Source organism: Sphingobacterium griseoflavum (assembly GCF_014653155.1).
Taxonomy (GTDB): domain Bacteria; phylum Bacteroidota; class Bacteroidia; order Sphingobacteriales; family Sphingobacteriaceae; genus Sphingobacterium; species Sphingobacterium griseoflavum.
In genome coordinates, this window is the sequence record NZ_BNAF01000001.1 from 405,306 (window position 1) to 424,197 (window position 18,892).

Genomic DNA, 18,892 nt, shown 5'->3' on the forward strand with positions numbered 1-18,892 from the left:
ATACGAGATCCCACGATCCGGTCGTGTATAGCCATACCGCTGCTTGAGACGGTAATCTACGAAACCCAACCTAAGGCTGCCTTAACCACAAAGCGTACTACTGCTGCGGGAAAATTGATGTTCTGTGGTGCATCTTTCTGCTTTATCAATAAACTAAAAAATGCCAGTATTTAGTGATAAATCTGGCATTTTTCAGCTGTTGTTTGCTCGGAATAAGGGCTATTGCCAACCACCTCCTAGCGATTTATAGAGATCGATCGACGCGTTGAATTGCGCTTTTTGCGACTCAATCCATTCGAATTTTGCTTCAATGGCATCACGCTGCGTCATTAGTACCTCCATGTAATCGGCATGTGCCGAATTGAAAAGATCGTAGGATATCTGTACGGATTCCGTCAACGTGGATACTTGCCTACCCTGTAGTGTATTGATGTGAGCCATGTTTTTAATTTTCGCCAATTGATTGGCAACCTCTACATAGGCGTTTAACAGGGTTTGCTCATAAACGAATACCGATTGTATTTGTTTGGCGTTGGCATTGAGATAGTCGGCTTGGATAGCTCTTTTGTTGACCAACGGCGCGATCAGGTCGCCCGTAATCGAGTAAATCAATGATTGCGGTGTTTTGAGCAGATAGGCGGGGTTGAAGGCTTGGTAACCGAGGCTGGCAGAAATTCCTAGCGATGGGTAAAACCGTGCCTTGGCCACTTTCACATCCAGTTTGGCGGCAGCCATAAGCAGCTCTGCCTTCCTCACATCGGGTCTGTTGTCTAAGAGCTGTGCGGGCAGTCCTTCTTGCACAGTGGGCAGGTTGCTGTGGTCGAGGCTGCTGGCCTCGCGTTGGATGTGCTGCGGATATTGGCCGACGAGATAGTTTAATTGATTCTCGGCCTCCACGATCTGTTGATCGATTTTATAGCGCATGCTTTGCGTTTTGAGCACCTCTGCTTCGAATTTCTTAACGGCCAGTTCTGTCACCCGTGTCGCAATCTTCTGCAATCTCACTAGATCCAGCGCATCCGATTGCAGCTTTAGGTTCTGTTCGACAAGCATTTTTTCCTGGTCCAATGCCAATAGCTCGTAATAGAGGTTTGCAATCTCGGCCACGAGGTTAGTGACCATGAAGTTTTTGCCCTCTATGCTGGCTAGGTATTCGAGCTGCGCTTCCTTGGCTGCATTGTGCAGCTTGTTCCAGATGTCGACCTCCCAATTGGCAAAGAGCGTGGCACCCAAATCGGGCATAGGGTCGGGATTTTCCTTTCCGTCACGAATCTCGACTTGCCTTTCCGTTGCGCCGAGGGTAGTATATGCACTGCGTTTTTCGGCTCCGCCGCCTATTTTGGCGCCTACGAAAGGGAGGTACTCACCCTTTCTGGCCCGAATCTCGTTGCTGGACATTTTTATTTCCTGTAGCATGATATGCAATTCCTGATTGTGATCCAGTGCGGAGTCAATAAGGTTGCGCAGATGAGGATCCTTAAAATACGTTTTCCAGTCTACTTTGGCGCTATTCGCGCTGTCGGCCTCGGCCTCGTAAGTTGTAGGCATGTTGGCGGTGGAGGCAACCTGTTCCTTAATCTTCGGTACCCCGCAGCCGATTATGGCTAGGCAGGAACCCGCTAATAGTATAGGCTTGATGCTTGTTTTCTTTATCATTAGTTTTCAATTTCTTCCAATAAAGGATTTTCTATTTCTTCCAACAGGGGTTGTTCGCTTTCGTGTTTAATCAATTTGCGCTTGCCAGCGATACTGCCAAAAATGAAGTAAAGCCCGGGTACGATGATGACGCCGAAAATGGTGCCCAGCAGCATCCCCCCAGCAGCGGCGGCACCGATGGTTCGGTTGCCAATGGCGACTGGTCCATGAGCAAAGATCATCGGGATCATTCCTGCAATAAATGCGAAAGACGTCATCAAGATGGGCCGAAAGCGTACTCGTGCACCTTCGATAGCCGCTTTGTAGATGGTCATGCCTTCGGCGTGTTTCTGCATGGCAAATTCCACGATCAACACCGCATTTTTACCTAAAAGTCCGACGAGCATCACCAAACCCACCTGGGCGTAGATGTCGTTGGCTAAGCCCATCAGCTTCAACAATAGGAAAGTGCCAAAGATTCCGGCAGGTAGGGATAGGATGACGGAAAGTGGTAGGATAAAGCTTTCGTATTGTGCCGCCAGTACCAAATACACGAAGCCCAATACAATCAGGAAGATGTAGATGGCTTCGTTTCCCCTTGCGGTTTCATCTTTTGTTAAGCCTTCCCAACCGATGTCATAACCGCGCGGCAAGGTCTGTTTGGCCACTTCCTGGATTGCTTTGATCGCTTCTCCTGTACTGTAGCCCGAAGCTGGCTCGCCCTTGATCGCCGAGGATGGGTACATATTGTATCGGGTAATCTCGTTAAGCCCATGCGTTTTGGTCATTTTCATAAAAGAGGAGTAGGGTACCATCTCGTCCTTATTGTTCTTGACATAGAGCTTCATGACATCCTCAGGGAGAGCCCTTGATTCGGGGGAGCCCTGCACATAAACTTTGTAGAATGTCCCGAAACGGATAAAGCCTTGCTCGTAGGTGCTTCCGATCAATATGGAGAGGTTGTTCATCGCATTTTCGATGTTTACACCCTTTTGCATGGCGGCCTCGTTGTCTATTTCCAGCTCATATTGCGGGTAGTTTGCGCTGAAAAAGGTAAACAGGCCCGTTAATTCCGGACGTTTTTCGAGCGCTTGCATAAATTTATCATTTACTTTTTCGAGTTCTTTGTAGTCGTCGGAGTTGGTTTTGTCCAGCAGTCGCAAGGAGAAGCCGCCTGCTGCGCCATAACCCGGCACGGCCGGAGGTCCGAAAAATTCGATGGTAGCACCTGATATCTCTTTGGCCTTTCCTTCGAGTTCCTCAATAATTTCGGACACCGATTCCTTTCGTTCCGACCAGTCTTTTAGCTCGATCAAGCAGGTGCCGGCATTGGATCCGCGACCTTCGGTCAATACCTCGTAGCCTGCCAGTGCCGTGACGGATGCCACGCCATCGATATGTTCAGTAAGCTGTTGCAGCTGTCGGGCAACGTCGTTTGTGCGTTCTAGCGTCGAGCCCGGTGGGGTTTGTACGATCGCGTAAATCATTCCTTGGTCTTCATTGGGGATAAATCCACTCGGCAGGGTGCCCGAGATCCCGAATATGCCTACGGAAAATGCCGCAAGGATCAGGAAGGTCAGGAGACGTCTGTTCACGATCTTTTTCAAAAATAGTGCATAGCGTAAATTGAGTCGATCGAAACGCTTGTTGAAGGCTTCGAGAAATTTATCGACCAGACTTTTCTTTTTGGCTTTTCCATGGTTGCTCTTCAAGATCATGGCACAAAGCACCGGTGTCAAGGTAAGCGCTACAAAGCCCGATATCACAATGGAGCAGGCCATCGTTATGGCAAACTGCCTGAAAAATACACCAACCGGACCGGCCATAAAAGCTACCGGGATAAATACAGCGGTCATGAGCAACGTGATGGCAATAACGGCGCCGCTGATTTCACGGATCACCTCGACGACGGCCTGATAGGGAGGAAGATGCTTTTCGTGCATCTTGGCATGGACGGCTTCGACGACGACGATGGCATCATCGACTACCACACCGATGGCCAGCACCAGTGCAAAAAGCGTGATTAGGTTGATGGTGAGGCCAAAGACCTGCATGAACATAAAGGCGCCGATCAATGACACCGGCACGGCGATGGTCGGGATTAAAGTAGAACGCCAATCTCCCAGGAACAGAAATACCACAAAGGCTACAAGCACGAAGGCCTCCACCAAGGTATGCACGACTTTATCGATCGATGCATTCAAGAAGTTGGATACGTCGTATGTGATCTTGTAGTCCATTCCCGGAGGGAAAGATGCGGCTTTTATCTCTTCCAACTTGCTTTTTACCTCATTGATGACCTCGTTGGCATTGCTGCCATAGTTTTGTTTCAGGGTGATGGATGCCGATGGTAGCCCATCGAGGTTGGAGTAGATATCGTAAAATTCACTGCCCAGCTCCACGGATCCGATGTCTTTAAGCTTCAGGTTTTCGCCTTCGGCATTCGCACGGATAATGATGTTTTCGTACTGCTCAATCTTGTTGTAGCGACCCTTGTAGGTCAACACATATTCTAAGGATTGCGAACGCTTTCCGGTACTTTGGCCAATGCGTCCCGGGGTTCCGATGATGCTCTGCTGGCTCATGGCTTCCATCACTTCGTCGGTAGATACGTTGTACGCGCGCATACGCTCCGGATTTAGCCAGACCCGCATGGCATAAATACGGCTCCCGAGTATCTTGGCACTGCCCACGCCGTTCAAGCGGCCTATCTCGGGGATAACGTTCACATTGGCGAAATTGTAAAGGAATTTCTGATCGGCATGGGGGTCTTTGCTGAAGACGTTTACATACATCAGCATGTTGGGCGATGTATAGCTCACCACCAGCCCTTCCCGTTGTACAAGTTCCGGCAAGCGGTTGGTCACCTGTTCAATGCGGGTTTTGACATTGACCATTGCCTGGCTGGGGTCGGTGCCCAAATTAAAATAAACCATAATAGTCGCTTCGCCAGCGCTGGTGGCGTCGGATGTCATGTATTTCATACCCGGCGTGCCGTTAATGGATTTTTCCATCGGGATGAGCACCGATTCGGTTAATACGTTTGCACTTGCGCCAGGGTAGGCAATGTTGACAACGACAACCGGCGGCGCAATATCGGGAAACTGGGAGATGGGAAGCGTGCTGATGGCCAGCAAGCCCATGAATATAATCACGATGGATAGCACAATGGCCAGCACCGGTCTTTTAATGAATTTTTCAAACATAATCTGCGGAATTTTTGATAAGAATCGATTTTTTCTTTCTATTCACTGGGCAACGTAAGGCTAGATAACACACGTCTAGGCTCTTTGTAATCGATATGGATCTTATCGCCATGCTGTACTTTGCGGATACCCTCAAGGAGAATTTTTTCGTTGCCCTTTAAACCACTTTGCACGATGTATAGGTCTGGAAGCTCTGCTCGGATCGTGATGGGGGTAAGCAGCACTTTTCCATCTTCGGCTACAACATAGACATACTTCTTGTCCATAATCTCGAAGCTGGCTTTTTGTGGAATAATAATGGCGTGCGGCATAGGGATTGGCATCAGGATAGTTCCTGTTTGGCCGTTGCGCAGTAGATTTTCCTTGTTGGGGAAGGTGGCGCGGAAGGCGATGTTACCCGTTTCGTTGTTGAAATCAGCCTCGATCGTTTCCACTTTTCCTATTTGGCCGTAGATATCTTGGTTGGCGAGCATCAGTTGAACCTGATCAAGATTTTGTTCGCTTTTGTGCGCTTTGTAGTTCAGGTATTCTGCCTCCGGGACATTGAAGTAAACCCACATGGTGCTGTTATCGGAAAGGTTGGTGAGCAGGTCGCCCTCGTCAACCAAGCTGCCCAGCTTAAGATCCAAGTGATCAATAATGCCATCGTATGGTGCCGTAATCTTGGTAAAGCCCAAATGGACCGAGGCAAGTTCCATCTCGGCCTGCGCTTTTTTCAATTTTGCTTTTGCCATGGCGAGCTCATTTGGCGCGACCACATTTTTATCCGCGAGGGTTTGTATGTTTTGCAGTTCGATGTTTGTGGCTTCGGTCTCGGCCTGAGCCTTGAGGTATTCGGCATGGTAGATTTTGGGCATGATCTGGAACATGAGCTGTCCTTTGCGCACAAACTGCCCTTCGTCGACAAATACCTTTTCGAGGTAGCCCCGTTCTTGTGAGCGTACTTCGATGTGGCGAATGGAACGTACTTGGCTCACGTACTGTTTAACAATAGTGGTGTCGGCAATTAAAGGCGAGGTAACAAGAAAATGAGCATCTTCTTCTTTTTCTTTCTGTTTGTTGTGGCAGCTGGCCAATGCTAATAGCGCAGCACAGCCCATAAGCATGATCTGTTTTTTCATACGGTTTATTCGTACTTAAGATAATTGATAAAAAAAATAAGGGAATATAGGATACAGGTCGCTTTGCAGCGATTGTCGCCTACAGCTGTCGCGGCCCTATACCGGCACAGCTATTTTGGGAAGTATTTTTTTGCTAAATGCGGAAGTCCTGAAACAGCATAAACCTTTCGCTATCGAAGCAGGTAATCAATAGTGCGGAATGTGCAGCAGTGGGTTTATTGTTATAAAGCAGCGAGAAAAGGCTAAATGCAATATCTTTATGCAAAAGCAAAGCCAGCAAGGGGCTGGCAAGATTTTCGTTTGCTGTGGACGGCTTTAGATCGCTTTCTTCCGGTTTTTCGATAGCACGGCTATCATGGGTGTGTTGATTTTTGTGTTGCTGTTCCCAACGGTGGTCAATAGCAACCTTGTCACTGTGGCTATGGTGCCGCGTTTCGAATAATTGTTGAAATGCTTGTAAGCTTCTTGTATACTTGGAAGTACCAGAAAAAATGCCCAACACGCCTCCAATAAGAAGTATCGCTAATGATAATACTGAAATGAATTGCGCTATTCTGTTGTGCATTTGCAGGCAAAACTAATTAAAACTATCAAATTCTAATGTTAAATTTTTGTAAAATGGCTTTTATAAAGGCAATTGTAGTAGTTTGGTAGTTGATTTCTCATTTTTTTACCCTCGTTTAGCTTGTTTTCTGGCGAATGATGTGATTCATAATCAGATTATTGGCATCATTGGGATTTTGCGGATAATACAGTGCTGCTTGGTAACACTTTTGTTATGTTTTTAAATCCCTACTTGGTCATATGGAGGTTCCGGGGTAGCTCTTGTTCTTGCATGGATGTTTGGCCTCTATGGAAAGTTTGGTAAATTTATTTGATCATATCTGTAACCTTTTCCGGTTTACGGCACACTAATGTAGAAAACATATCATCATGGAAAAAACTTTAGCTGTATTTATTCCCATCGCATTTTTCATCTGCGTAACATTATGTGTGTATTTCGTTAGCCGTTTCCGCTATGAAGCCATTACCAAATTGGGAGGCCCCATTCCCAGAAATCCGGCGGTCAAGCAATCTTGGAAACGTTTTGGCGTCGTCGTACTGGGCTTTGGGTTAGGCATGCTTATCACCGGTATTTTGCTCAACAAGGGCGTGATTGTCGAAAACGATTGGGCAGGTTTATTTATTGTCGGTATTATCACGTTGTTTGTCGGAGCGTCGTTGATCGTTGCCGATAAGTTGACGGATAAAGACCAATCGGTAGATGGATAATCTCTATATCGAGAAAGTATTAGCGGGAGATCGCCATGCCTTTCGGTACTTTATACATACCTACAAGGACATGGCCTTTTCTGTTGCATTATCTTTGGTGAAGCAGGAGCATCTTGCCGAGGAGGTAGCACAGGAAGCCTTTCTACAGGCTTATCTTTCGCTGGCTAGTTTTAAGAGGCAAGCAAAATTCAGTACCTGGCTTTACCGCATAGTGTTGCGGTGTGGCTACAAGCTTCTGCAGAAGAGAGGCATTTTGTCGGTTGAACTCGATCTGGCTGCCCATGATCAAGGGTATGAGGAGACGACGTTTGACAAATTGCTGCGGGACGAACAAAAGCAACTCGTCAACGAGGCGCTTTTACACATTCCGGCCAATGAGAGTTTGGCGCTGCGCCTTTTCTACTTGGAGGAGCTGTCCTTGCAAGAGCTTTGCGAAGTGACGGGTTGGACAAATGCCCATGTTAAAGTCATCTTGTTTCGTGCGCGAAAACGCATGTATCAAGCATTAGGTAAACTTATGAAATCACCCTATTATGGAACATAAAGATCCGCAGTTGCGCAAGCTGATGAAGTTGTCGAAAATGGAGCTGCCATTTTCTGATTTTGAAGACCACATTATGGCCGAGGTGGAAAAGATCGAGGCGGGTAGGGAAGAGGCCCTGAAACATAGAAAACTGGCGCTCATCTTCTTCATTACAGGATCTTTATTTGGCTTGATACTCAATTATATGGTCGATCTGGCTATGAGCCATGTTCATTTACAACAGGGCGCAAAAAATCTCCTTTCGCTCTGCTCGCAACTTTGTTATGTTATTTTGATCGTTTTGTTAAGTGATAGGTTGTGGCGGCTGCGTCAACTGTTGAAGCGCAAGCTTTGATGGATGAGCAGCCGAGTTGATCGCGCGAGTGGTGCCTATCAAAAGCAGCAACCGTTTGCTTTTTAAGATCGTACTTTCTACCATGTTTTTAGAAATGTCATACTTACATTTTTATTAATTTTTTTTCTTTTAACACGGTTTATTCGGTTTTATTTCTGTTTTAACTCCCCTTTTTTTTAACATTTTTATTTTAAGCAATCGATTGATTAAAATTTTTTCTTGACAGAGGTTGTTTTGTTTCTTAATTTTAGGAACCAATCTAAAGGAAGGTTGCTTCTTCTTAGGATAATTTACTTTCGATGGATGGGAACAAAAGTCGAAAGTGTGCATCAGTTCGTTGTTTAATTTTGTTCAAGTTCCCCCGGGGGATGTCTATCCGGGGGCTGAACATCAACAGTTGCAAGACAATACGCGGTGCCGTCATCAGTTTAAGGAATATTAGTTTGACTTAGGACAAACGATTTATAGCGTATTGGTTGATTAGGTTGAGGGCGGTTTCTGAAACATGGGTCAGGCCGCCCTATTTTTTTGTTCCTTTTTCAGCATAAATTTTCTTGACCAAAACATTTTTCCAAATCACGGGTTCACTATCTGAATCAAAAAAATGTCGAACAAGATGATAAGAAACAATGGTAAAATAGATCTCGGATGGTTAGGCCTACTCATTTTAATGGTTGTCTGTCTGTATGTTACGCTCCAACTCACGGCAGGAAGCGGATTTAGCATGTCTCCGCTTCCTTAAGCAACGCGTTTACAGCTTATCCAGCAGTAGTGAGCTGCATTCCTTTTTGGGTAAATCTAGCTCTTTTGATCGTCCAGCACCAAAAATTCCAGCACATTTTCCCGTACGTCCATAACCAGCGGATTTTTTATGGGTAAGATCAGTTCGTCGTCCACATGCATATATTTACTGCTGCAGTCGATGGACAGTTCTTTTGCTGCAAAACTATGATAGGTGAACTGCGCATCGGTATTATGTTGAATAAGCTGTTGAATATAGTCGGCGAAGGCTTGCCTTTGTTCCTCATCGACATAGACCACATCAAACACGCCATCTTCGGTCGAAGCATTTGGAGCCAGCAGCAGGTTGGGGCCGATGGATTGTATATTCATCACTTCCAGTAGCAGGCATTTTCCTTCATAGGTTTTTCCGTCGGCCTTAAGCATGTAGGATGCTGCTTCGGCCTCCAGTATAAGCTTGTGCAACACCTGCAGGGCTAATTTTAATTCGTCTTTCGCGGATGCTACCTCGCTTTTATCCTGGGCATCCATAGCTTGCATAAGATGAGGAAAGAGCCCATAACCGGCACTTTCCAGAAAAAATTCCGTTGTGTCCGGATTTTTGATCACCCCAAGGTCAAAACGTTTTCGCTTGCTCCTCTTCCAATTTTTGATATGCATACCTCGATCGGCGTCTCGATCGATACCTAATGTCTTCGACATATTGTTTGCCGTTCCCATGGGTAGGATGGCTATGGGGATCCTTTTTGCCAGTGCATCTCGGCTCACAAGTTCTTTGACGACACGCCGTATCGTCCCGTCTCCGCCGGCCACCACCGCAAAATCCGCTTGCTCCAGCTGTTCCTTCCAGCTGTCGTCTTTCTTCACCGAGAAGTACACGCAACCGAAGCCCTCCCGTTCGATAGCCTGCACCAGTTCCGTATGCAAATGGTCTTCGTCGCCAGCACCGGGGTTATGTAATAGAATTGTTTGTTCCATGGATTTGATTTAGAGTTGAACATTTGTAGCGGCTTAATTGTTGTTAAAATGTACGAAATAATAAAAAAAGGATTATGAGGATCTTAGTGACAAATGACGACGGTATATATAGCCCGGGTATTGCAGCCTTGGCGCGGGTGGCAAAGAAGTTTGGCGAGGTGCGTGTCGTTGCGCCAGACGTGGAGCAATCGTCTATGGGACATGCGGTGACACACTCGCGGCCGTTAGGTTATCGAAAGTCGCCCATCGAATTTCCGGATATCGAAGCCCACCGCGTAAACGGGACACCGGCCGACTGCGTGGCTATGGGTATGCACCTGTGGAGTGATGTAGATGTGGTGCTTTCTGGGATAAATATGGGGCCAAACCTCGGCAACGGGATGTGGCATTCAGGCACGTTGGCCGCAGCCAAGCAAGCCGTACTTTTTGGTGTCAAAGGTATTGCGCTGAGCACTCCCGTGGGCAAAACAGAACCTGATTTCTCCCTGTTGGAACCTTATGTGGAGCAAACATTATCGCTTTTGCTGAAGGATACGGAATTGGCCCTCTACAATGTGAATTTCCCGCCACATCCCAAAGATATCGTGTGGACACGGCAATCGGTACGGCTCTATGATGGCACCATCGTGCCCGGTACCGACCCGATGGGCAGGAAGCACTATTGGTTTACCGTGACCCCCTTGGAGCCAGCAGATGAGGGTACGGACCGTTGGGCGGTGGAGAACGACTTGATTTCCATTACACCCTTACGGCTGGACCTGACAGACGAAGCAAGCCTTGCAGAAAAACTTGCACCTTGACCTTGTTCAGCAAAAGATCTTTTTCCCATCGGCGTTTGTAGAACAGTACGACGCTAAACGCATTTGATGAACTGCGTGAAATATTGCTGTCTCATAAGGAGGCTCTTAAATTGCACATGTGACGTCTCCTTATGGGTTAGTGCCGAGATTCGATTTCTCGGTTCACCTGTAGCAATAAGATGAGTCCAGGGAGCATGGTTGTCAAACAAGCTAGCATAACAACAACCAAAGATGGCGTTCCCTTGCTGATCGCTAGGTAGCCTAGTATGCTGCAAGCGACAAGTAATACGCACGCTAGGCCGATGGTCAATGCCGTAATTTTTTTCTTTCTCTCTTGAAGTTCTTCTAGGGTTAATTCAGTCAATTCTTTTGTTTTTTTCATGTAGGGTTAATTTTTGGAATAGTGCTTTGGCGATAGGCAAAGATATGCAAAAAGCTTTGAAGATTACATCTTTTGCAGAGGATAAATCCATTTCGCCTTGTTTGGACAAAGAGATTGGGAACGCCCTCATACGTAGGTTTTCGTATCTGCCGCTGCCGTTGCACGGTCTTTGCAATAAGCAGGATGGAATACATTCAATAATTAATATTGAATTAATATGCTTCCAGTATATTTGGGCTGTAAACACATATGGCACAGATCATTCCCCTATACCAAAATTGGCTCATTGCTATCAAAGAAAGCGATAGCAGGTCGGCATTTTCTGCCGTCTATACGAAATTTTGGAAGGATTTGTTTGTGCATGCCTTGAAGAGATTGAAAGACGAGCAACATGCCGAAGATATTGTTCAAGAGCTTTTCGTGCATTTTTGGGAGCAGCGGCAAAAGCTCGACACAGAGATGAACTTGCCAGCTTACCTCTACGGGATGCTGAAGTATAAGATTGTTGATTATTTCAATTCGTGCAAAGCTAAACCACAGCTGCTGGCGTATTGGGCGGAAGATATGCATCAATACGTAATAGATCATCCAGAGGAACTGCATGCATACCTTCATTTGGAAGGGCTGTTGGACCAAGAATTGCAAAAGATGTCGCATAATATGCGAGAAGCGATCTTGCTTAAATGGGATCAGCTCAGCATCAAAGAAATTGCCGAGAAATTGAATCTGTCCGAACAAACGGTTAAAAATAATCTGACAGACGGAAGCAAGCGATTAAAACGATCATTGCTGCTGCATAGCGATGGCCAATATGGCGTTGTCCTAGGCTTTGCCTTTCAGTCAATAGCGATGCTTATCCCGTAATAAGCCACCGCGACATCAGAAAAGTTAACATTTCCTTTATAATTCCTTGAAGTACTTTTTCAACCTTTTGTAGACATCTATATAAAAGGCATACAAAAAAGTGAAAAAGAAACTCTTCCATTTTTTAACCTATCGTTACCATAAAGGTCTTGCAAGCGAGCAGGAAGCGCAGTTGTTCGATCGTTGGTACCAAGATCTGGACCATCGTTCGCAACAATTGCCGGATGATTTGCAAGAAAGGGAACAGCGCTCGCTGGGCGCAATTTTCCACACATTGGACCAAGTGGCCGTAAGACCGGTTATGTTTGGCAAGCAATGGAGAAGGATCGTTGCCGCCGCCGTAATGATATGTTTTGCTATCGGCATCGGGCTGATGGTGCCCCTCTTTGACCGATCTCCCATTGATGCAACCCCAAGGCCTGCTTATCGCGTAATAGAAACCGGTGTAGGTGAGCGCAAGGCCGTGCGATTGCCTGATGGGAGTAATATTGTGCTCCATGCGCGATCCAGCCTGCGCCTAGATGAAAAGCGATATGGTAAAACAAGCCGAACGGTAGAACTGTTGCGGGGTGAAGCATTTTTTGATGTCGAAAAGGACAGCAGCCGCGCATTCATCGTGCGGACAGGACCTTTGCAAACGAAGGTGTTGGGGACCTCCTTTGGCATTCAGGCCTATCCGGAGATGAGCGAACAGGTGATATCGGTCTATAGTGGACGGGTGCAAGTGCAGCACGGCGAACACACGCTGGGTATATTGCGTCGGGGTGAACAGATTCGATTCGATAAAAATACTGTAAACAGTGCGTTGATAAAATTTGATAGCGCTACCGCTCATAGCTGGTTGTCCGGGCGTATCCTTTTGCAGCAAGCATCATTCGAAGAAGTTGCTTTGGCGATAAAAAATAATTACGGTGTGACCTTGAGACCAGCGAGTAAGGAGATAGCCCATCAGCAATACAGTCTTCCGATTGAAGAGCATGTTCCCTTTGCGGATGTGCTTCAAGTCATCTGCGATATGCACCGCAATAGATCTAGAAAGGAGGGTGATATCGTGCTGATCTACTAGAAGATAGCGCAAAAAAAAGGCTAACGACCGCCATCGCTAGCCCATTTTTACGCACAGCTTGCGCTGTAGCGAAACGTATAAAACCATATTAGTTAGTTCATACAATACAAAATTATGCAATTTAATTTACACGACCTCCATTTTACCATGCGTATGTTGTTAATAGGAATGATCGGTGTTTTAAGCCTGACGGAAATGCTGTTTGCTGCCGATGTGCGCGCGCAGATCTTGGATAGGAAAATCAGTGTAGAACTGAGAGCTGGAACTATGACGCAGGCTCTTCACACACTGGCGAATGAAAAGGTGTACATCGCATTCGATGATACCGAGTTTGACCTTTCTAAAAAGCGTATCAACGCCAAAACATTTAGCCATACACCTGTTCGGGATGTGCTTACCTATCTCTTTGCGGGCAGCGGACTGATTTTTAAGGAAAGTGGAGCCTATATTATGCTGGAAAAAAAAGTGCCGCAGCGCCCCGGAACGATTAGCGGGAAAATCTATGACGAGCGCGGACTCCCGCTGGCGGGCGCCAATATACGGGTGCCGGAGAATGGCAGAACCGTACAGGCACGAGTAGACGGATCCTATCAGCTGGAGCTCCCTGCCGGTACCTATCAAATCGAGATTAGCTATGTTTCTTACCAAACGCAGCGCGTGCAAGGTGTTCGGGTACGTGCTGGCCAAGCAACCCCATTGGATGTTTCGATGCGCATTGCCAAGCAGCAACTGGAGGATGTCGTTGTGACCGTAAACTTCAAACAGGCCGCTGTAGCCGGCTTGTATGCAGTCCAAAAAAATGCCGCTTCGGTAACAGATGGAATATCTGCCGAGCAAATTGCACGCACCCCAGACAACGATATTGGGCAGGTACTAAAGCGGGTCACCGGAATCACGACCGTCAACAACAGTCGCGTCGTCGTTCGTGGTATGTCCGACCGTTATAACCAAGCCATGTTGGACGGGGTGACGATACCCAGCACCTCGATGAACCGCCGTGATTTCTCCTTTGATATTATCCCGACGGCGATGGTAAGCGCTATTGTAGTCAATAAAACGGCTACACCGGATGTTTCATCGGAATTTTCTGGTGGACAGATTTCGGTAAATACCTTGGCTATCCCCGATCAGAATTTTACGAGTGTGCAAGTGGGGCTTGGAGGCAACAGCCAAACGACGGGGAAGGATTTTTATCGCTTGGGTGAACGGACGAACAGTGAATTTTTCGGTTTTTTCGATCCTTCTGCCAAGGCGCCTAAAGATATCCAGTCTTGGAATTTTGGTGGTTCGGAGCTTCCTCCTCCGGGTATTTCCACCGACCCCGATATACCTGGTGCTACGGAAGGGCAACATCTGATCGGGGAGAACTCACCATTATACCGTTCTTTCGATGCCATCGCACAGTCCAAACGTTTCTCTGCCGATAATCTGAAGCTTTACCGTTACAAAGCTGCACCCAACCAAAATTATCTCTTCGGATTGGGCCGGGTGTATCGTTTGGGAAATGGCTTACGCCTTGGGTTTTCGGCGAGTGCCAGCTTGCGTACCGAGCATCAAACTACTCCGTTCAACAACGTTCGAGGATCCAGCTATGCTGGCGGGGTTCACTATATCGACAGTACGGGTTTAGGACAAAATGGTGCCGGCATGGCTTATCGGTTTAATAGTATTAGCGGATTGCTTGCCAATCTCGGGCTGCAGGGGGAACGAATGGAGATTTCGCTGAAAAACATGTATTCGCGGACTTACAACAACACCTTTTTTGATGCGGTTCGCCTCAACTACGAGGACGTCACGCTGGCGCCAAATTTAGAGCAATACCAGCAGCCACAGGCAATGTCACTGCAGCAGCATCAATTAAATGGGTCGTTTAAACTGCCTTGGAATGTGAAAATGGATGCCCTATTCGCCTATAACAAGATCAAGCAACAAATTTTAGATGAGCGGAAACTGGAATACCGCCTCACGACAAGCATTGGTGACAGACATTATTTCCAGACGCCTAATATATGGGATCCAGCGCGATCGGGCGGAACAAATACACCTTTTGACTACCGCATGTGGGCAGATGTCAACGAAGACGATTTTAATTGGGGGCTGAACTTTGCCCGTCCGATCGTGGCGGAGGGAGCCATCAGCACACTCTTTCGAACGGGCTATCAGGGCTGGACGAAGAGGCGAGACCTTTCCATCACGCGCATGATTCCCTACACGGCTAGAGGTAGTATGATTGAGCAACCCTACGAAGTTGTTTTGAACCCTGAAAATATGGGCTCGGCGCTTAATCAGGCCTACTATTGGGCCGAGAATACGAATGGCTCCATCTTTAACGGACGTATTGATATTCACGCGCTGTATGTGATGGCCGATCAGAAATTATGGCACAAGCTACGCCTCGTATATGGTTTGCGTGGCGAATTGTTCCGATTAAACAACAGCCAAGAAGAGTTGCTGGATAGGCAGTATACCAACCAAGATGAGCTCATACAATATCGGCGAGCTGTGTCGGAAAAAGGCTGGCGTTGGTTGCCTTCCTTGAATGCAACCTATGAGGTAACACCTCGCTTTAATATCAGGGGTTCCTACGCCCGTACAGCCATCAGACCCGATTTTCGAGAGTCCTCTTTTTTTGGTTTTTACGATTACGAATTGGACGGAAATATCAGTGGCGACCGTGTAGAATCAACCATTGTAGATAATGTAGATGCACGTTTGGAATGGTACCCCAGTCCCGGGGAACTTGTCTCTTTGACCGGGTATTACAAATACCTGGACCGACCGATCGAATTGATTAAAATAGCTGGCACCAATCAATACGCCTTTACCAATATGGCCTCTGCCACCAATTTAGGTTTGGAATTGGAGCTTCGTAAAAACTTCAGTTTTTTGGGGAGCAGCCCTTGGTTGCGGGATCTCTTTGTTTTCGGAAATGGAAGTTTGCTCCGCTCGGAAGTCGACGCCTTGTCGCAATGGCGCTACGTTATCCAAGCGGATGGCAGCAACATATTGATGCAAACAGAGGAAGGGGTGCAGGACCGTCCTTTACTCGGGCAATCACCGTGGTTGTTGAATGCTGGCCTAGGTTACTGGGGAGAATATATGGGACTGACGGCCAGCTACAACCAAAGGGGGTACCGCACCAATATCACGCATACCAATCCAAATTTGGTAGAATATGAGCAGGCACCGCGACAGCTGGATGCGCAGATTTACGCGCGATTCCTCAAGAAGAAGCTTGAAATGAAGTTAAATATGGCCAATATCCTCAATGAATGGGCCATTTATTATACGAATACAACCGGATATACGGAGATCAATCAAGAAGGCGGTGGATGGATCCCTGTGGAAGGTAAAAGTAATCGATACCGCAAGGAAGACGGGGACAACCTCGTTTACCGAAGAAAGGAAGGGCAACGATTTAATTTGTCGCTCACGTACAGCTTTTAAAGGGAAGAACTCCAAAACCGCGCGAGGCGGATTGTCAATCTGTTGAAAACATACCAAAAGCATCCGAGCATTGCCCTAAAGCGCAATCTGGAAACCAAGAAAAAGGAAGACCAACGGAATGACAACAAACTATACTACTCATCGAAATGCTGTCCCGAAGAGTAGCATAGTCATAAAGGATCTTGTGGCAGCAAAATTAAGTTTTTATAACTAAAAAATGAAAAAGACTTTAACGCTAGGGGCAGTGTGCGCTATCGCATTCGCTTCATGTAACAAAGAAAATGTCGCCGTTCAAGGTGATCTAAATGCCGGCCTGCCAGCTAAACCGCAAGCACACATTCCGGTCGATGCGAACGGTTTGATTACAAAGAATTTTCTGTCGCAGGACACGGTATGGTTGATTGACGGTGTTTCCTATGTGCGGCCTGGACAAACGTTGACCATTGAAGCAGGAACGTTCCTTACATCGGGCAATTTAAAAACCTACAATGATCCATTGTATGGCACGCACCAAATCCGCGGTGTATTGGTAGTCCCAAAAACGGCAAAACTAAATGCAATCGGAACAGCTACAGCGCCGATCGTATTTACGTCACCAAACGCTGCCGGTTCACGCAATCCGGGAGATTTTGGAGGCGTTATCCTATTGGGGAGAGCGCGTATCAACCAAAGTACCGCTACCCGCATAGAGGGCGTTCCACAGCCCGACGGTACCGATGTGACGTACGGCACTTTTGGTGCCGATACCTATAATGGCGAAAGCTCAGGCACGTTGCGCTATGTGCGTATTGAGTTTGCGGGGTACAACCTAAACGCAAATAACGAGATCAACGGTTTGACTTTGGGTGGCGTCGGCAGCGGCACGGAACTATCGCATATTCAAGTGTCTTGGGGTAGGGATGATGCGTTTGAATTTTTTGGCGGTACCGTTAATGCCGATCACTTGGTGGCGCTCTCGGCCGACGATGATGATTTCGATTTTGACTTCGGTTATTCCGGTACCATTACTTACGGATTGTCTTTAAAAGATCCGAATGCGACAAACAGTTTATCTGGAGGTGTTTCCGATGCCAACGGTATTGAATCGGACAATGATGGCACGGGTTCGGCTGCTTCTCCAAAAACAAATCCCAAGCTCAACAATTTTACTTTCCTAGGTTTGCAGAATTCGGCTACTGCTGCAACAAAATTAAGAGCCGGCAACCGTTGGAGAAGAGCGACTTCTATGACGATGCAACGTTCGATTATCGCAGGTTATCCTACCGGAGTAGCTTTCGAGGGCATTACCAGTACAGGTAGTACATTCAGTAACAACTTGGTGCACGGCTATACCGCTGCCATCACGGGTACGCCAACACCGGCCAATTACACCGGTAACGGCACGAGTACCGCGGCAAACGCGAATAGCTACCTGTTGCTTAGCGGCAATCCTTTTTATTCCACGGCATCGGCTGCAACTTTCGATGCATTTAACCTCGTGCCGACGGCCTCATCGCCTGCTTATGGTACAGCATCCACGTACAAAGGAGCTTTCGATCCGGCAGCCTTGACAACGGGCGTTTTATGGACAGACAACTGGACGCAGTTTCAGCCGAAAACGTACTAAGTATAATCTGCTTTTGAGGAACTGATAGAACGCTGCTGCGCAACGCTGCAGCGTTCTTCCAACAAACAGGTTGAAACACCATTAAATTTTATGCTACATGAGATTTTACAGACAATCGCTTTTTTATTTCGTTGTTGGTTCTTTGCTTTTATATGCATGTGCGAAGGGAGAACATATTGATAATTATGTGCCGTTCACGCAGCTTGTGGTTGAAAATGCTGCGGGTCTTCAACTTTATGTCGATAACGAACCCTATGTTGCCACCGGGGGGCGTGCCTACCGTGTGCAGGCTGGCAGGAGAACCTTGGGTATATATAAGGGGTCGGAAAAAATCGTGGAGGGTGTTTTCGATATCGCTGAAGGAAGAGATACACTGACACTCTTAAACCTATCAGATGACATTCCGCCAGCATTGGTGCGGGAGGAACCTCTGCCTTATGAAGAAGGCTTTATCAATGTAAGGATGGTTAATACCAATAAAGAAATAGCAGATCTATTGGATGATGAGCCGTTCCATCTCGTCTTTTACCAACAGCAGGATTTTCGGGTTAGGCCACCGCAGGCTATCACATTTCACGAGATCGGGGATACGATTCGGCAGGTGACATCGACTATTCCAAACGGCTACCAACGCATCGATGTTTCCGATAATCAACAATCAATATGGGGATTTACAGGACGCGCGCAGGTGCTAAAAGCCGATTACACGCCGCTTATTTACAACGGTCTCGAGGTGTTTGTGTCCTACGCACAAGGAACGATAGACATGTCACGCTATCATGCTTTCACGCTCTACATAACCAATGATGTACTCGGTACAACAACAAGCTACAGCAACACCGGTCCTTATTGGAATTTCCCGGACGGATTCGCGGTGGCTGTACAAAATTAACCTT

Annotated in this window: 16 protein-coding genes; 10 read left to right on the forward strand and 6 right to left on the reverse strand. The window is 47.0% G+C overall.

Translation table 11 applies throughout. From position 1 onward, the window contains the following. Positions 1-219: 219 nt before the first annotated feature. From IE165_RS01690 to IE165_RS01705, 4 genes are all read right to left on the reverse strand, one after another. A complete protein-coding gene (locus IE165_RS01690; protein WP_189624854.1) occupies positions 220-1,656 on the reverse strand; it encodes a TolC family protein in 1,437 nt (478 codons plus the stop codon). After that, on the reverse strand, positions 1,656-4,841 hold the full coding sequence (locus IE165_RS01695) for an efflux RND transporter permease subunit (RefSeq protein WP_189624855.1): 3,186 nt from the start codon (positions 4,839-4,841) through the stop codon (positions 1,656-1,658). Before IE165_RS01695 ends, IE165_RS01690 begins: the two co-directional genes overlap by 1 nt. A gap of 38 nt (positions 4,842-4,879) precedes the next feature. Beyond that, positions 4,880-5,962, reverse strand: a complete 1,083-nt coding sequence (locus IE165_RS01700; protein WP_189624856.1) for an efflux RND transporter periplasmic adaptor subunit — start codon at positions 5,960-5,962, stop codon at positions 4,880-4,882. A gap of 133 nt (positions 5,963-6,095) precedes the next feature. Next, the gene (locus IE165_RS01705; RefSeq protein WP_189624857.1) at positions 6,096-6,527 is read right to left on the reverse strand and encodes a hypothetical protein; all 432 of its coding nucleotides are present in this window, start codon (positions 6,525-6,527) and stop codon (positions 6,096-6,098) included. Between the two features lie 368 nt (positions 6,528-6,895). On the opposite strand from IE165_RS01705, the gene IE165_RS01710 reads away from it, so the two are divergent. The 4 genes from IE165_RS01710 to IE165_RS18550 all read left to right on the forward strand — a co-directional run bounded on the left by IE165_RS01710 (position 6,896) and on the right by IE165_RS18550 (position 8,854). Continuing rightward, positions 6,896-7,234, forward strand: coding sequence for a hypothetical protein (locus IE165_RS01710; RefSeq protein WP_189624858.1), 339 nt, complete (start codon positions 6,896-6,898; stop codon positions 7,232-7,234). Further along, positions 7,227-7,778, forward strand: a complete 552-nt coding sequence (locus tag IE165_RS01715; RefSeq protein ID WP_189624859.1) for an RNA polymerase sigma factor — start codon at positions 7,227-7,229, stop codon at positions 7,776-7,778. The genes IE165_RS01710 and IE165_RS01715 overlap by 8 nt, the downstream gene beginning before the upstream one ends. Then, entirely contained in the window at positions 7,768-8,112 is a 345-nt protein-coding gene (locus tag IE165_RS01720; protein ID WP_189624860.1) for a hypothetical protein, read from the forward strand. The genes IE165_RS01715 and IE165_RS01720 overlap by 11 nt, the downstream gene beginning before the upstream one ends. 616 nt (positions 8,113-8,728) lie before the next feature. Next, a complete protein-coding gene (locus IE165_RS18550) occupies positions 8,729-8,854 on the forward strand; it encodes a hypothetical protein (protein WP_262891165.1) in 126 nt (41 codons plus the stop codon). Between the two features lie 56 nt (positions 8,855-8,910). On the opposite strand, the gene IE165_RS01725 is transcribed toward IE165_RS18550, so the two are convergent. Further along, positions 8,911-9,831 (reverse strand): diacylglycerol/lipid kinase family protein, encoded by a 921-nt coding sequence (locus IE165_RS01725; RefSeq protein ID WP_189624861.1) that lies wholly within the window; start codon positions 9,829-9,831, stop codon positions 8,911-8,913. Positions 9,832-9,905: 74 nt separating this feature from the next. Between IE165_RS01725 and surE the strand changes: the two genes are divergently transcribed. Further along, entirely contained in the window at positions 9,906-10,631 is a 726-nt protein-coding gene (gene surE / locus IE165_RS01730) for a 5'/3'-nucleotidase SurE (RefSeq protein ID WP_189624862.1), read from the forward strand. Positions 10,632-10,767: 136 nt separating this feature from the next. On the opposite strand, the gene IE165_RS01735 is transcribed toward surE, so the two are convergent. Beyond that, entirely contained in the window at positions 10,768-11,013 is a 246-nt protein-coding gene (locus IE165_RS01735; RefSeq protein WP_189624863.1) for a hypothetical protein, read from the reverse strand. A 249-nt stretch (positions 11,014-11,262) separates the two neighbouring features. Between IE165_RS01735 and IE165_RS01740 the strand changes: the two genes are divergently transcribed. The 5 genes from IE165_RS01740 (at position 11,263) to IE165_RS01760 (ending at position 18,888) form a co-directional block, all read left to right on the forward strand. After that, entirely contained in the window at positions 11,263-11,877 is a 615-nt protein-coding gene (locus tag IE165_RS01740; RefSeq protein WP_189624864.1) for an RNA polymerase sigma factor, read from the forward strand. A gap of 100 nt (positions 11,878-11,977) precedes the next feature. Continuing rightward, a complete protein-coding gene (locus IE165_RS01745) occupies positions 11,978-12,943 on the forward strand; it encodes a FecR family protein (RefSeq protein WP_189624865.1) in 966 nt (321 codons plus the stop codon). Positions 12,944-13,057: 114 nt separating this feature from the next. Continuing rightward, the gene (locus IE165_RS01750; RefSeq protein ID WP_189624866.1) at positions 13,058-16,390 is read left to right on the forward strand and encodes a TonB-dependent receptor; all 3,333 of its coding nucleotides are present in this window, start codon (positions 13,058-13,060) and stop codon (positions 16,388-16,390) included. Between the two features lie 217 nt (positions 16,391-16,607). Next, complete coding sequence (locus IE165_RS01755) at positions 16,608-17,996, forward strand: beta-helix domain-containing protein (RefSeq protein WP_189624867.1); 1,389 nt, start codon at positions 16,608-16,610, stop codon at positions 17,994-17,996. A gap of 97 nt (positions 17,997-18,093) precedes the next feature. Then, on the forward strand, positions 18,094-18,888 hold the full coding sequence (locus IE165_RS01760; protein ID WP_189624868.1) for a hypothetical protein: 795 nt from the start codon (positions 18,094-18,096) through the stop codon (positions 18,886-18,888). The last annotated feature ends 4 nt before the right edge of the window (positions 18,889-18,892 follow it).